Below are 14,781 nucleotides of genomic sequence, written 5' to 3' on the forward strand. Positions count from 1 at the left end.
GCGCTCCTCCAGCGGGCGATTCAGATGTCAGTCGACAAAGTAATGCGGCGCGCGGCTGCGCACGTCCGGCAGGTGCGAGCCGATCCGGTCGACGTGCGCCGCGACCGACGCGCCGAGCAACGCCATGTTGCGCGACGCGATGTGCGCGAGGATCTGTTCGTGTTCCTGCAGCGCGCGGCGCGCGTGATCCTCGACGCGATCGAGCAGCAGCCAGCGCACGCGGTCGAACTGGCGCTTCATCGGCTGCAGCATTTCCCATACGTGCGGCCGGCCCGCGAACGCGAACATCCGCCCGTGCATCGCCTCGTCGAGATCGAAGAACGCTTCGACATCGCCGGCGGCCACGGCGTCGCGCTGCGCGTCGATGATCCGCGACAGCTCCGCGAGCTGCGCCGGCGTGATCTTCTGCGCGAGCTCGACGTGGTTCGCGCATTCGAGCGTGCTGCGCGCGAAGCGCCCTTCCTCGAGGATCGACACCGGAATCGGCGCGACCAGCGTGCCGACCTTGCGGATGATCTGCACGAGCCGCTCGTCGGCGAGCTGCGCGAACGCTTCACGCACCGGCGTGCGGCTGACCTTGATCGTCGTGGAGATCACCGCCTCCGACAGCGCGGTGCGCGGCGGCAGCGCGCCGCGCACGATCGCGTGGCGCAGGAGCGCATGCACCTGCTCCGTATATGACCGGCTCTCGTCCAGCGAGAACCCCTGCAACGCCGTGACGACGACGTCACCTTCTTCCAGTACTGCCGTTTCGCTCATGGTGCGATTGATCCGCCTCGATATCGATAACTACCATGGTACAGACCCAGCCGAATTCCGGCGATCTAGCGTTTACACCGATAACTTCACAAGGAAACTCGAAATAACCTGCACGCATTCGACCATCTACCATGGTACGCGCCACACCTGATCCCCATGTCATCCACCCCCGATTTCCTGCGCACCGCGCCGCCCGGCACCCGCCGCCCCCGTTATGACCGCCGGGCGGTCCGCACCGGCATCGTCCATCTCGGCCTCGGCGCATTCCATCGCGCGCACCAGGCGCTGCATACGGAAACGGTGCTGGAACAGGGCGATCTGCGCTGGGGGATCGTCGGCGTCGAGCTGCGCCGGCGCCATACCGTCGACCTGCTCGCCGCGCAGGATCATCTGTACACGGTGACCGAACGCGACGGCCACGGCGCACGCACGCGCATCGTCGGCGCGGTGCACGGCGCGCTCTTCGCGCCCGAATCGCTGCCCGCGCTGCTGGCGCTGATCGCCGACCCGGCGGTGGCGATCGTCAGCCTGACCGTGACCGAGAAAGGCTATTGCCGCCGCCCCGGCGGCGGTCTCGATGCCGACGATCCCGCGATTCGCCAGGATCTCGCGACGCCCGACGCGCCGCGCACCGCGCTCGGCGTGATCGCGGCCGGCCTGCGCCGGCGGCCGGCGCATGCGCCGCTGACCGTCGTGTGCTGCGACAACATGACGTCGAACGGCGACACGCTGCGCGCGCTGCTGATCGACTATGCGGAACGCATCGACGGCGCGCTCGCGCGGCGCATCCGCGACGACGTCGCGTTCCCGAACAGCATGGTCGACCGGATCGTGCCGGCCGCGACGCCCGAATCGCTCGACTGGGCGCACGCGCATCTCGGCGCGCGTGACGTAGCCGCGATCGTCTGCGAGCCGTTCTCGCAATGGGTAATCGAGGATCGCTTCGCCGGCCCGCGCCCGCGCTGGGAAGACGCGGGCGCGCACCTCGTCGGCGACGTGCGGCCCTACGAAACGATGAAGCTGCGGTTGCTGAACGGCTCGCATTCGGCGATCGCGTATGCGGGGCAGTTGCGCGGCCGCGCGACCGTGTCCGACGCGATGGCCGATCCGGCGATCGCGGCGCTCGTCGACGGCGTGATGACGCGCGACCTGCTCGCAACCGTCGACGTGCCGTCCGGTTACGACGCGCATGGCTATTGCGCGACGCTCGTGCAGCGCTTTCGCAATCCGACGCTCGCGCATCGCACCGAACAGATCGCGATGGACGGCACGCAGAAGGTGCCGCTGCGCTGGCTGCCGGCGCTCGCCGAAAGCGCGGCGGCCGGGGTCGAGCGTCCGTATCTGGAACGCGCGCTCGCGCTGTGGCTGCACTACGTCGCCACCGCGCGCGACGAGTCGGGGCAGCCGCTCGCGATCAACGATCCGGGCGCGGCAGCGCTCGGCGCGACGCTCGCGGCGGCCGGCGATGCAACCGGCGCGATTCGCGCAGCGCTCGGCAGCAGCGCGCTCACCGCTTCGACTGTGTGGCCCGATGCGTTGATCGCGCGTGTCGGCGCGCATCTGTCGACGCTGCGCACGCACGGCACCGACGCGCTGCTCGCGCCGTTGCACGCACGCTGAACGAACGCTCATCACGGTTCGCCGCAACCGCAGCGAACCTCGCAACACCCGTGCCCGCTGACGGCGATACCGGCGCGGCGAACGATCGACACGACATGACGGCCGGCCCACCGGCACGAAGGAGACAGACAATGAAGCAGAAGTCGCAGGCGTGGTTCACGGTGTTCCTGCTGTTCCTGGTGTACGGGATCAACTATCTCGACCGCGTCGCGCTATCGATCGTCGCGCCGATCGTGCAGACCGATCTCGGCATCGATGCCGCGCAGATGGGCCTCGTGTTCAGCACGTTCTTCATCGGCTACGCGCTGTTCAATTTCATCGGCGGGCTCGCGTCCGACCGGCTCGGGCCGAAGCTCGTGTACGTGCTGTCGGTCGGACTGTGGTCGGTGTTCTGCGGGATGACCGCGCTCACCGTCGGCTTCGTGAGCCTGCTGATCGTGCGGCTGCTGTTCGGCATGGCCGAAGGGCCGCTGTGCTCGGCCGCGAACAAGATGGTCAACAACTGGCTGCCGCGCGACGGCGCCGCGACCGCGATGGGCCTGCTCAGCGCCGGCTCGCCGCTCGGCGGCGCGATCGCCGGGCCGATCGTCGGCCTGCTGGCCGCGCAGTTCGGCTGGCGTCCGGCCTTCTGGATCGTGTGCGCGATCGGGCTCGCGTGGGTCGTCGTGTGGATGATGTCGACGTCGGACCGTCCGGCCACGCCGGTCGGCGACGCATCGGACGCGCGTGCTGCGACGCGTGCGGCATCGCCCGCCCATGCGCCCGCGGCGGCCGCCGCAACGCCGACGCACACGCTGTCGCACTACGTGCGCCAGCCGCGCATCATCGCGACGGCCGCCGCATTCTTCAGCTACAACTACGTGCTGTTCTTCTTCCTGAGCTGGTTCCCGAGCTACCTCATGCGTGCGCACCATCTGAACATCAAGGAGATGAGCGTCGCCACCGTCGTGCCCTGGCTCGTCGGCACGGTCGGCCTCGCGTGCGGCGGCGCGATCTCGGATGCGCTGTACCGGCTCACCGGCAACCTGCTGCTGTCGGGCCGGATCGTGCTCGTCACCTGCCTGCTCGGCGCGGGCGCGTGCGTGGCCGTCGCGGGCGCCGTGCAGTCGACGCAGGGCGCGGTCGCGCTGATGTCGGTGTCGCTGTTCTTCCTGTATGTGACGGGCGCGATCTACTGGGCGATCGTGCAGGACGTCGTGCATCCGGCTCGCGTGGGCGGCGTCAGCGGCTTCCTGCATTGCATGGGCAGCCTGTCGGGCGTGATCGGGCCGGCCGTGACCGGCTTCATCGTCGAGCGCAGCGGCTCGTTCGCGTCCGCGTTCGTGCTGGCCGGCGCGATCGCCCTCGCGGGCGCGGTGCTGGCCGGCGTATTCGTGCGCAACGCGCGACCGTCGAACGTGCTGCGCGAACGCACCGTGCACTGACTTTCCACGGCTGACGAAGGCCGCGCGGCGCCGCATGAACCGGCGCCGCGCGGCCTTGTCGTTTGCGTCAATCATCGCCCCCTCGAATATCTCCCATCCGATATCGCGATTTCCGGTATCGATCGCGCGCCCCTAGACTGGCTACGCGATGGCGACGCATCGCCGGCAGCACGGCGATGCGGCACGCCCCCCACAACAACGATATGGGAGAGTTCGATGTCCGACCGGCATGCGCGCCGCGGCGCGCTCAAGACACTCGGCCTCGCGGCCGGCACCGCGCTGCTCGGCGCAGCGCGCGTCGCCCAGGCGGCCACACCCGAAACCGGCGCGCTGCTGGCCAGCGGCGCGACGCACCTCGCCGAGCTCAGCCGCCGCCTCGCAGCCACGCCGAGACGGCGCGACTTCAAGACGGTGCCGATGATCGTCGAGCGCCCCGATCAATGGGATCACGCGGCGCTCATGGAAGTGATCGGCTATCGCGGCGGCCCGAAGCAGGTGTGGGACAACACCGAGCTCGGCGGCCCGTGGCTGAACCTGATGCGCAATGCGCTGAACGCGCAGATCTGGGGCTTCGGTCATCCGGACTTCCTCGTCGTGTCGGCCACGCACGGCGCCGCGCATCTCGCACTGTTCGACCAGTTCGCGTGGGACAAATACGGCCTCGCTAAATTCGCGGGCGCCGCGTTTGCGACCAACACGCTGCTCGCCGCGAAACCCGCGCAGTCGAAAGACGCGCACGACCACGAACTGGCCGACGGCGCATTCTCGTCGCACGACAACAGCATCGCCGCACTCGAGCAGCGCGGTGTCGTGTTCCTGTCGTGCCACAACGCGATCTGGGAACTCGCCGAACGGCTCGACCGCGCGAGCGCGAATCCGGACAAGCTACCGCTCGACGCACTCGCGGCCGACCTGACCAACCATGTGATTCCGTCGGCGATCGTCACGCCGGGCGCGGTCGGCACGCTGCCCGAACTGCAGCACGCCGGTTTCACCTACGCGAAATGAGGCGCGCCATGACATCGATCCGTACGCGCGCTCCGTTGCAACGCCGGTGGCGCACGGCGCTGCCTGCGGCGCTGGCCGCGCTCTGCTGCACGTCGGCGCTGTCGCTCGCCGCACCGGCCGCCCCTTCCACCAGCATCTTTCCGCCGTGGCAGGACGGCCGCAACAACGACGCGACGAACCGCGGCCTCGAATTCACGGTGCCGCAGGTCGACGTGCTCGCCGATTTCCATGGCGACCTCACCGCACCGAAGCTCGTCCTGTACGTCGGCGGCAATTACTTCTTCGCGATGGCGCCGCTCGTCGCGAAGTTCGAGGCCGATCATCCCGAATACCGCGGCCGCATCTACTGGGAAACGATCCCGCCCGGCTTGCTCGTGAAGCAGATTCACGCGGGCGGCACGATCACCGTGGGCAACATGACGTGGACGGTCAAGCCCGACGCGTATTTCGCGGGGCTCGGCAAGATCGACGAGCTGATCGCGGACGGCACGCTCGAAGGCCCGGCCGTGCCGTACGTGACGAACCAGCTGACGATCATGGTGCGCGCCGGCAATCCGAAGCACATCGCGTCGCTGAACGACCTCGCGCGGCCCGACGTGCAGCTCGCGATGCCGAACCCGGCATTCGAAGGCGTCGCGCGGCAGATTCGCGCGTCGCTCGTGAAGGCCGGCGGCGATGCGCTCGCGCGCACCGTCTACGACGACAAGGTGCGCACCGGCACGACCGAACTCACGCACATCCATCATCGGGAAACCGCGCTGTTCCTGATGCAGGGCCGCGCGGACGCCGGCGTGCTGTGGCAGTCGGAAGCGGCGTTCCAGGAACAGGCCGGGCATCCGCTGATGCACATCGACATTCCGCCCGCGCACAATACGACGGCGATCTATGCGGGCGCGATGGTGAAGCACGCGCCGCATCCGGAAGCCGCGCGTGCATGGCTGGCGTTCATCCGGTCGCCGGACGCATTCCGGATTTTCGCGCGCTACGGCTTCGGGCAATACGACGCGACGGCGCCGACGCCACATCTCGCGCCGCCTCTCGCGCCACGGCAAGACCGGCCCGACGCGGGCTAAGTACGCGAACGCACGCGCAACAAGACAGACAACAAGGAGGGGACACGTGAACGATTCGGTCGACCTACCGCGACGCCGGTTCGCGCCGCTGCTGCTCGCCGCGGCCGCGCTGCTGGCCGGCCACGCCCGCGCGGACGACATCGCGCTCGGCAAGACGATCGCCACCCAGGGCACGACGACGGGCGTGACCGCCTGCATCGGCTGCCACGGTGCACACGGCGAAGGCAACGCGGCCGCCGGCTTCCCGCGTCTCGCCGGCACGAACGCCGGCTACCTGTCCGTGCAACTCGCCGCGTTCGCGGACGGCAGCCGTCAGAACCCGGTCATGCAGCCGCTCGCGAAACAGCTGTCGCCGCACGATCGCGATGCGGTGTCCGCGTATTTCGCGAGCCTGCCCGCGCCGCCGGCCATCATGGCGTCCGACGCCACGTCGATCGATCCGGCCAACACCGGCGCATGGCTCGCGACGCGTGGACGCTGGTCGCAGGGCCTGCCGGCGTGCGCGCAATGCCACGGCGCGGGCGGCCTCGGCGTGGGCGCCGCGTTTCCGCCGCTCGCCGGCCAGCCGGCCGCGTATCTCGCGGGCCAGCTGAACGGCTGGAAGCACGGCGCGCGGGCGCCCGGCCCGATGGCGCTGATGCCGATGATCGCCGGCAAGCTGTCCGATGCCGACATCGACGCGGTGGCCGCCTACTATGCGCGCGGCGGCGCCGCCAACGGAGAAAAACAATGATCGACCGCACGAAGCTGATTCGCGCCGCGCTGCTCGGCGCGGCCTGGCTGCCCGCGCTCGCCTGCGCGGCCGCGCCGCAGGACGCACCGGCCGCCGCTTCCGCCACCGCGGTGGCGCCGCTTCCCGTCGCGGCGGCGAAGCCGTTCACGCCACCGCCCGAATCCGCGATCCCTGCCGACGACTTCGGCAAGACCGTGAAGCTCGGCGAGCAGATCTTCCTGCACACGCCCGAGTACGCGGGCAAGTACGTCGGCAACAAGCTGACCTGCGCGAGCTGCCACCTCGACGCGGGCCGCCGGCCCGATGCGGGCCCGATGTGGGCCGCGTACCTGCTGTACCCGGCCTACCGCAGCAAGAACGGCCACGTGAACACGTTCGCCGAACGTCTGCAGGGATGCTTTCGCTACAGCATGAACGGCAAGGCGCCGCCGCCTGGCGACCCGATACTCGTTGCGCTCGAAACCTATTCGTACTGGCTCGCGAAAGGCGCGCCGATCGGCACCCGGCTGCCCGGCCAGGGTTTTCCGAAGCTGCCGCCGCCCGCGCAAAAGCCCGACTACGCGCGCGGTGCCGCCGTCTACACGCAGCACTGCGCGCTGTGTCACGGCGCGGACGGCCAGGGACGATCGAGCGGCGACCGGCCGGTCTTTCCGGCGCTGTGGGGCGCGCGCTCGTTCAACTGGGGGGCGGGGATGGGCGACATCCGCAACGCGGCCGGCTTCGTGAAGGCCAATATGCCGCTCGGGCTCGGCGGCACGCTGACCGATCAGCAAGCGTGGGACGTCGCGACTTTCATGGACAGCCACGAGCGCCCGCAGGACCCGCGCTTCACCGGCTCGGTGCGGGACACGCGCGCGAAATTCCACGACACGCCCGACTCGATGTACGGGCGCGACGTGAACGGCCACGTGCTCGGCGCGCCATGACGTGCGCGCGCCGCGGCCTGCGTGATCACGGACGCCAGCGATACACGACGACGCTCGACCCGTTGTAGTTGTCCTTCGTGATCACGTATTCGCCGGTCGAGCGCCGGTACGCGCGGATGCCGTACATCGAGTCGACGTCGTTGCCGACGTCCATCGCGGACGTGTTCGAGTTCGTCAGCGTCGTGACGAGGCTGCCGGTGTTCAGGTCGAACACGTCGACGTTCGGCACCGTGTGCACGTAGCCGACGAACAGGTAGTGGCCGGCCGCTGCCATCGATTTCGGGTTCGCGCTCGTCAGGTCGATCGCCACGTTCGGCGTGGTCGTGTTGCCGGCCTTCCAGCCGCGATAGACCTCGATGTGCCCGTTCATCGCGGTCCAGTCCCAGCTGCCCGAGAGGCCCTGCGCGAGGATCATCGTGTCGCTGTCGGCCTGGTAGATGATCCGCGTGAGCGGCAGCACGGTGCGCGGAATCTGGATCTGCACCGGCGTGCCCCAGGTCGGCTTGCCGGTGGCGTCGAAGCCCGTCATCGGATAGTGCGAGATGTTGTTGGTGCGATCGAGCCCGGCCCATACGTCGCCGTTGTCGTCGAGCGAGAAACCGGCCGTCACCTGCAGGGTCGTGTTGAACGGCTTGCCGGGGATCGAGCCGTCCGGAATCGCGATATAGCCGCTCGCGCTGTTGAAGTGATAAATGTTGTAGTTGCCCGGGTTCTGCCCGGTCGCGACGAGCATCCGGGTGCCCTTCACCAGCGCGAGCTGGCCGAAATGCTGGCCGCGCTGGTAGTCCTTCATGTCGAGGCGCGGGTCCTTCGGATAGGTGAACGGATCGATCGTGTTCGCGACGAACGTGCCGCCCGCCGTACCGGTATAGACGTTGTTGCCGCTGTAGAAGAACGCGCCGTCGGTCGCCGGGTCGGGCGCGGCGGCGCCCTCGAAGTTCAGCGCCTGCAGCTTCCATTGCAGCATGCCCGTCGGGCTGTACGAATGGAGGTCGGTGCTGCCGTTGCGCCCGAGATCCCAGCCGCCGCCCCATGCGTTGTTCAGCACGTACAGGTTGCCGGCCGCGTCCTTGCCGATGCCCGCGACGCGCGTGAAGCGCTTGTCGCCGACCTGCCCCTTGATGCCCGACGTCGTGTCGAGATAGCCGCCCAGCACGCCGAACGTACCGATCTGCAAGGGCAGGCCCGCGAGCGTGTAGACCTTGATGTTCATGTCGGGCCCTTCGTCGCCCACCAGCATCTGCCCGCTCGGCGCATCGAAATACAGCGACGCGGGCCGCGCGCGCGCCGCCATCTGGATCGTGTTCATCGCCGTGCCGGTCGGGCTGAACTGCGCGACGATGCCCGCGCTCTTGCGCGCGACCCACAGGTTGCCGCCCGCGTCGAGCGCCAGCGCGCCGGGCCCCGATACGCTGATGTCGCGCTGCCACACGCCGTCCGTCGTATACACACGCACGCGGTTGCCGTAGAAGTCGCTCACGTACAGCAGGTTGCCGGTTGTCGCGAGGCCGGTGATCACGTCCGCGTACTGGATGCCCGTCCACGTGCTGACCGGGATGCGCAGGTCGCGCTGGTTCGTGCTGCGGTTGTAGCGGCCGACCGAGCCGCTGCCGAAGGTGCGGTTGTAGCCGAGCGCGACGAACAGCGAGTTCGCGTTGCCGGTGATCGCGCCGCCCTGGAATTCGTCGTGGATGCCGATCGTGCCGAGCGTCTGCCCGTTCTGGTAGATCGCGACGCCGCCGGCATTCTCGTCCCAGCGCGACGCCGTATAAATCACGCCTTCGGGGGCGACCCACAGCGAGCGAGCGCCGTTGCCGACGTGCGCGGCCAGCGTGCCGAACGTGTTTGCGAGCCAGTCCGTCGTATATTGCGCCTGTGCGTGACCGACCGGTGCCAGCACGGCCATGCACAATCCCAGCAATGCCGCGCGAATTTGTTTCGATAACATGAACGATGCTCCCGGACGATCACTACTCGATACTCTAGTTCGGCGCGTATGAAATATTGGTGATTTCTGCAAAAATCCGGTCATTTCCACCACGAATTGCTGATTACGTTTTTTTACCCGGGATCGCCCGCGATTCCCCGCCCGATAGCGCTGTGGCGACTCATCATCACCGGCATTTTGTTCCGAATTTCACGCAACATATGCGTCATTTTTTCTGATACACGCGCATTGAATTTCCATTGCCGGCAAATCGACTCGATGATTACAAATCGAAATTAAAATGAAAGAGAAAAAATATTATTCGGCTGCATGCTGCATTGCCGGGAAAATCGTGAAGAAGTGAAATAAGGCGGGACTCGGCGGACTGCGGTTGCCGATGAAGATGGAGAGAGGGAGACGAAGATGTGCCGCCCGCGCGTGCGAAGCGTGATGCGGGTCGCGGGTCGCGTTGAAGGAGACAGGCCGTACACGGGTTAGGCGCGCAACCGGCGGCCCGCATTGCGCGCGGGCCGCCGGTCCCGCGCGTGGCGTCAGAACTTCTGGCGCAGGCCGAGGCTGACGATCGCCTGCGATCGCGAATCGGACGAGTGGCCGTTCGCCTTGTCCGACGCCGCCGCGGTCGCGGCCACCGGCCGGCCGAGTGCGTCGAGCGTCGTGCCGGACGCACGCTGGTACGCGCCGAGCAGGTACACGCTGGTGCGCTTCGACAGGTCGTAGACCGCGCCGAGCGTGACGTTGTGATACTGCGCGCGGTTGTCGATGCCGTCGACGTCGCTGCCGCGCGTGTAGCTGTAGCCGGCGAACAGTTGCGTCTGCGGCTGCACGTTCCAGCGCGTGAACACGCCCGCGACGTTGAACGTCGCATGACCGCTGAACAGCGACTGCGCGCCGCTGCGATACTGAATGTTGCTGTAGTTCACACCGACGACGGCCGGGCCGAAGTTGTACGTCGCGCCGGTTGCGATCACCTGCTGCGACTGAGCGCTCGCATAGCCTTCGTTGATCGACGAGTTGAACAGCCCGTCGTCGGTGCTCTGCCATTTGCCGGCCGTCGGATCGGTCGCACCCGTCTTGCTGTTGTCCGAGCGCTCGTAGCCGACGCCCACGCGCAGCGGCCCGGCCGCGTATGCGGCGCCGACGCTCCACGTGTTGCGCTGCTTCATGCTGCCCGGCTGGCTGCCGAAGCCGTACAGCGCGCCGAACGTGAAGCCCGCGTAGTTCGCGCTCGTGTACTTGATCGAGCTATCCACGCGCGCGGTCTGGTCGAGATCGTCGATGTCGCCCGGGTGCGCGCCGAACCCGCCGATGAACGACGACGGGGCGACCGGGCTCACGAAGTCGTTGAGCGACGTGTACTGGCGGCCGAGCGTGACCGTGCCGTAGCGGGTGCTGCCGACGCCGACGAACGCCTGGCGGCCGAACTGGCGGCCGCCCTGGCCCGACGTGCCATTGGTCACGTCGAAACCGTTCTCGAGCACGAACAGCGCGCGCATTCCGCCGCCGAGATCCTCGGAACCCTTGATGCCCCAGCGGCTGCCGGACAAATTGCCGGTGGTCAGGCCGACTTCCGAATGCCCGGTGTAGGCGCCCGGCGAGCCGACCCGTTCGTTGCTGCGATAGGTCACGCCCGCGTCGACGATGCCGTACAGCGTGACGGAGCTTTGCGCGGATGCGACGCCCGCGAGCGAGAGCAGCAGCGGTGCTGCGATCAGTTGCTTGTTCATGGTTTTTAGCGTCTCCGGGTGGTCTACCCGTTGTTCTATGCGAGTAACGCGTGCGGCCGGCGAGATACGCCTGCATGCGAGGCCGACGGCGGTCGCACGCGGGAACGCGCGCGTGCGATACGCGCGCGGCACGTCGCGGCGAGCATGCCCGCCGTGGCCGCCATGGTAGTTGGAACCGGTTTCGTTCGATAGCGCAATAATGAAAACAGCTTCTTGCCGAGATCGAGATAATTGGTTGCGCGGGCAACGTCGCTGTACGGCGCGGGGGCGCGCGCCGGATAATCGAGCGCACCGCTGCGATCGGGAGTCTCTGTCATGCGCGCCTACCGGATGGTGCGCGGCGTGCCGGGCGACTTCGCGATGTACGCGCGCATCGCGACCGACTGACGCGCCGGCCGACCGATGGCCGACGCTCGACGCGCGGGTCCGCTCGCGGTCGGCGCGATTGGACGCGCCACGCCGAATTGGCGACAATCGCTGCTCCCCGCATCGACTTCTTCGCCATGAAAATCGCCGCGCTGTCCGACATCCACGGCAACCTCGCCGCGCTCGACGCGGTGCTCGACGACGTGCGCCGCCGCGGCGCCGACCTGATCGTCAACCTCGGCGACATCGTGTCGGGCGCGCTCCATCCGGCCGAAACGGCCGATCGCCTGATCGCGCTCGACCTGCCGACCATCAAGGGCAATCACGAACGGCAACTGCTGAGCGGCGATCGCGAAACGATGGGGCTGTCCGATCGCTGGGCGCACGACACACTGCGCGACGACCATCGCGCGTGGATCGCCGCATTGCCCGCACGCCTGACGCTCGACAACGACGTGCTGATGGTGCACGGCACGCCCGCCAGCGACCTCGTCTATTTCCTCGAAACGGTGACGCCCGACGGCTGCCGCGCGGCGACGCCCGATGAAATCGCGCGGCGCGCGGGCGACGCGCCGGCGTCGCTGATCCTGTGCGGCCACACGCATGTCCCGCGCATCGCGAAGCTCGACGACGGCCGGCTGATCGTCAACCCGGGCAGCGTCGGGCTCCAGGCGTACACGGACAATCACCCGCATCCGCACCGGATCGAAACGGGCTCGCCGCATGCGCGCTACGCGATGGTGTCGCGCACACCGGCCGGCTGGCAGGCCGAATTCCACGCGGTCGCATACGACTGGCACACGGCCGCCGACACCGCGGCAGCGCGCGGCCGCGACGACTGGACCGTCGCGCTGCGCACCGGTCGGTGCTGACGCGTCGTCGCCGTTCCATCCCGCTTCGTTCGCCGGAAAACCGATCCGCCACGCGCGCTGCGTCAGGCAGCACCGCGTTCTGGCCACCGCTCGCGAGCCGTCCCGCGCATCCGGTGGCACGACGGATCGTCGGCTGTCCGGGCTTCGGCGACACGCCGCGCGATCCGGCCGTCGACACGCATTTGCAGCGCGTGTGACGCCGCCCGCCTCAACACGACGCCCGCGACGCTCCAGACGGGCATCGCATCACGCATCACGCAGCATTCGCCAGCGTCAGCCGCGCTTCGAGCCCGCCGCCATCCGTCCGGTTGCGCAACGTGAGCGTGCCGCCCATCGCGAGCGCAAGCTGCCGCGCGATCGCGAGACCAAGCCCCGTGCCGCCCGTCTCGCGATTGCGCGACGTCTCCACGCGCCGGAACGGCTCGAACACCGCGTCGAGCTGATCGTCCGGAATGCCGGGCCCGCGATCGCGCACCGCGATGACCGCGCCGCCGCCTGACGCCGCCTGCACGTCGATCTCGGCCGCGCCCGCGAACTTCAGCGCATTGTCGACGAGGTTGCCGACGATCCGGCGCAGCGCCTTCGGCCGCGTGACGAGCGCGAGCGGGCCGCCGCTGTGCAGCGCGACGTCCTGCCCGGCATCCGTGTAGTCGCACACGATGCTGTCGAGCAGCGCATCGAGATCGATGCGGCGCGCGGCTTCATCCGTGCCGTGCAGCGTGCGCGCATACGCGACGCCCTCCTTCACCAGATGCTCCATCTCGATCAGGTCCTGGCGCAGCTTCGCGCCCTGCGCGTCGTCGTCCATCACGTCGACGCGCAATCGCATGCGCGTGATCGGCGTCTGCAGGTCGTGCGAGATCGACGCGAGGATCTGCATGCGTTCGGCCATGTACTGCGCGATGCGGTCCTGCATCGCGTTGAACGCCCGCGCGGCACGCGCGACCTCGGACGGCCCGCTCTCGTTCAGGCGTTCGCCCTTCAGGTCGGGGCCGAGCGCGTCGGCCGCCCGCGCGAGCTGGTTCAGCGGCCGTGTCGCGAGCCGCACCGCGAGCCAGCAGCACGCGGCCAGCACCGCGAGCTGCAGCGCGAGCACCGCCGGCAGCCAGCCCGACAGCGGCACGGTCGACATCGGGTGGATGTCGATGGTCAGCGGCGAACCGTCGGTCAGGCGCAGATGCACCTGGAGGTGCTCGCGATCGCCGGGAATCGCATTCGCCGTCAGCGGGTAGTCGCCGCCGATGCCGTCCGAGATCGACCGCTCGACGCGCGCCGACAGCCGCGCCTCCGACGGCGTGCCCGTCTCGCCGGGCCCGAGGATGAACGCGTAGCTGCGCCGCGCGAGACGCGGCAGCCACGCGGCGCGCTCGGCGGCCGGCAGGTGGTCGAGCAGCGCGACCGAGCTCGCGACCTCGCGCTCGATGTAGCCCATCATCAGGTTGGTGGTCGCCTGATCGCGCTCCGTCATCGTGAGCCAGAACGACAGCGTCTGCGCGAGCGCGAGGCCCACGCACAGGATCAGCGCGAGCCGCGCGAACAGCGAGCGCGGCCAGTGCCGCAGGGTGCGCGCGCTCATGCGTCGCCTTCGACCGTGGTCACCGCCGACGAGAACACGTAGCCCTCGTTGCGCAGCGTCTTGATGTAGCGCGGCTCGCGCGCGCCGTCGCGCAGCCGCTGGCGCAGCCGGCTCACGAGCAGGTCGATCGACCGGTCGAACGGATCGGACTGGCGGCCCTGCGTGAGGTTGAGCAACTGATCGCGCGTCAGCACGCGCTGCGGATTGTCGAGGAACACGCGCAGCAGCCGGTATTCGGCGCCGCTCAGCGCGACCAGCGTGCCTTCGGCGTCGAGCAGGTGACGCCCCGTCGTGTCGAGCCGCCATTCGCCGAACGCGAGCATCTCGGCCGTCTCAGTCACCTGCATGCCGGGCGGCAGCATGCGCGCGCGGCGCAGCACCGAGCGGATCCGCGCCAGCAGCTCGCGCACCGCGAACGGCTTCGCGAGATAGTCGTCGGCGCCCATCTCGAGGCCGATGATGCGGTCGGTTTCCTCGCCGCGCGCGGTCAGCATCAGCACCGGCACCGTCCGGAACTTGCCGGCGCGCAGATCGCGGCACAGCGTGAGGCCGTCCTCCCCGGGCAGCATCAGATCGAGCACGATCAGGTCGGGCGCGCCGTCTTCGAGCACGTTGCGCATCTCGCGGCCGTTCGCGGCGAGCGACACGCGCATGCCGTTCTTCTCGAGGTAGTCGGCGATCAGTTCGCGGATCGCGCGATCGTCGTCGACGATCAGTACGTGGTCGATCTTGTCCATGAGTCAGGGTCGGGG

At 68.7% G+C, this 14,781-nt stretch carries 12 protein-coding genes and 1 pseudogene; 8 read left to right on the forward strand and 5 right to left on the reverse strand.

The features are described from left to right. Positions 1–27: 27 nt before the first annotated feature. Positions 28–759 carry a GntR family transcriptional regulator gene (locus ABIC50_RS17825; RefSeq protein WP_165753781.1) on the reverse strand — a complete coding sequence of 244 codons (732 nt, stop codon included), beginning with the start codon at positions 757–759 and terminating at the stop codon, positions 28–30. Positions 760–915: 156 nt separating this feature from the next. Between ABIC50_RS17825 and ABIC50_RS17830 the strand changes: the two genes are divergently transcribed. The 6 genes from ABIC50_RS17830 (at position 916) to ABIC50_RS17855 (ending at position 7,543) form a co-directional block, all read left to right on the forward strand. Then, on the forward strand, positions 916–2,379 hold the full coding sequence (locus ABIC50_RS17830; RefSeq protein ID WP_502913474.1) for a mannitol dehydrogenase family protein: 1,464 nt from the start codon (positions 916–918) through the stop codon (positions 2,377–2,379). A 131-nt stretch (positions 2,380–2,510) separates the two neighbouring features. Beyond that, on the forward strand, positions 2,511–3,803 hold the full coding sequence (locus ABIC50_RS17835; protein WP_354165833.1) for an MFS transporter: 1,293 nt from the start codon (positions 2,511–2,513) through the stop codon (positions 3,801–3,803). A 216-nt stretch (positions 3,804–4,019) separates the two neighbouring features. Continuing rightward, positions 4,020–4,811 (forward strand): thiosulfate dehydrogenase, encoded by a 792-nt coding sequence (gene tetH / locus ABIC50_RS17840; RefSeq protein WP_354165835.1) that lies wholly within the window; start codon positions 4,020–4,022, stop codon positions 4,809–4,811. Between the two features lie 8 nt (positions 4,812–4,819). Then, on the forward strand, positions 4,820–5,884 hold the full coding sequence (locus tag ABIC50_RS17845) for a substrate-binding domain-containing protein (protein ID WP_354165838.1): 1,065 nt from the start codon (positions 4,820–4,822) through the stop codon (positions 5,882–5,884). Positions 5,885–5,930: 46 nt separating this feature from the next. Further along, a complete protein-coding gene (locus tag ABIC50_RS17850; RefSeq protein ID WP_354165840.1) occupies positions 5,931–6,617 on the forward strand; it encodes a c-type cytochrome in 687 nt (228 codons plus the stop codon). After that, positions 6,614–7,543 carry a c-type cytochrome gene (locus ABIC50_RS17855; protein WP_471685690.1) on the forward strand — a complete coding sequence of 310 codons (930 nt, stop codon included), beginning with the start codon at positions 6,614–6,616 and terminating at the stop codon, positions 7,541–7,543. The genes ABIC50_RS17850 and ABIC50_RS17855 overlap by 4 nt, the downstream gene beginning before the upstream one ends. A gap of 25 nt (positions 7,544–7,568) precedes the next feature. Here ABIC50_RS17855 and ABIC50_RS17860 read toward each other — a convergent pair whose 3' ends face one another. Both ABIC50_RS17860 and ABIC50_RS17865 read right to left on the reverse strand, forming a co-directional pair. Further along, positions 7,569–9,491: an SMP-30/gluconolactonase/LRE family protein gene (locus ABIC50_RS17860; RefSeq protein ID WP_354165841.1), complete on the reverse strand. Its 1,923-nt coding sequence runs from the start codon at positions 9,489–9,491 to the stop codon at positions 7,569–7,571. A 530-nt stretch (positions 9,492–10,021) separates the two neighbouring features. Continuing rightward, on the reverse strand, positions 10,022–11,215 hold the full coding sequence (locus ABIC50_RS17865; protein ID WP_354165844.1) for a porin: 1,194 nt from the start codon (positions 11,213–11,215) through the stop codon (positions 10,022–10,024). Between the two features lie 312 nt (positions 11,216–11,527). Between ABIC50_RS17865 and ABIC50_RS17870 the strand changes: the two are divergent. Continuing rightward, positions 11,528–11,602, forward strand: a pseudogene (locus ABIC50_RS17870) (GNAT family N-acetyltransferase); the annotation flags it as partial. 116 nt (positions 11,603–11,718) lie between these two features. Beyond that, a complete protein-coding gene (locus ABIC50_RS17875; RefSeq protein ID WP_354165846.1) occupies positions 11,719–12,453 on the forward strand; it encodes a metallophosphoesterase family protein in 735 nt (244 codons plus the stop codon). Between the two features lie 253 nt (positions 12,454–12,706). On the opposite strand, the gene ABIC50_RS17880 is transcribed toward ABIC50_RS17875, so the two are convergent. Then, entirely contained in the window at positions 12,707–14,029 is a 1,323-nt protein-coding gene (locus tag ABIC50_RS17880; protein ID WP_354165848.1) for an ATP-binding protein, read from the reverse strand. Beyond that, entirely contained in the window at positions 14,026–14,766 is a 741-nt protein-coding gene (locus ABIC50_RS17885; protein WP_006750896.1) for a response regulator, read from the reverse strand. Before ABIC50_RS17885 ends, ABIC50_RS17880 begins: the two co-directional genes overlap by 4 nt. Positions 14,767–14,781: the final 15 nt, after the last annotated feature.

Source organism: Burkholderia sp. 567 (genome assembly GCF_040545115.1).
Classification (GTDB): Bacteria; Pseudomonadota; Gammaproteobacteria; order Burkholderiales; family Burkholderiaceae; genus Burkholderia; species Burkholderia ambifaria.